The organism is Streptomyces sp. P9(2023) (assembly GCF_032436795.1).
Taxonomy (GTDB): Bacteria; Actinomycetota; Actinomycetes; order Streptomycetales; family Streptomycetaceae; genus Streptomyces.
Genome location: NZ_JAUPWM010000184.1, coordinates 1 through 405, shown reverse-complemented (window position 1 = coordinate 405; position 405 = coordinate 1). Strand labels below are relative to the sequence as shown.

The 405-nt window shown below is 44.9% G+C and carries 1 pseudogene; it reads right to left on the bottom strand.

The window, feature by feature from the left end:
- Positions 1-405, bottom strand: a pseudogene (locus Q5762_RS37275) (hypothetical protein); the annotation flags it as partial.

Sequence of the window (405 nt, the reverse complement as noted above, 5' to 3'; positions counted from 1 at the left end):
GGCGTCAACGTCATTTTTAAGTGTTTCGACTACTTTTTTTACTTCCAGTGAAGGGTTGGTAAAGGTTACTCCCTCGAGTCGTCCAGTACCTTCGGCAAAGACTTGGGTCATCGGTGTATCCATACCAATCACCCCAATTTTGATACCATTCCGTTCGATGATGGTGTAAGCGGGTAAAAATGGATTTCCGTCAGGTCGTTTGATATTGCCGCCGAGTGATTGCCCTTCAAATTGGTCGAGCGACCGCTGTAAAACATCTAAGCCAAAATCAAACTCGTGGTTGCCGAGTACCCAAACGTCATAATCCATTTGGTTAAAGCCAAGCATCATAGGGCTAGTGGCTTCATCCTTAAACGTTTCGACAAAGTTACCTTGAATTGTGTCACCCGCATCGACCAAAATTAC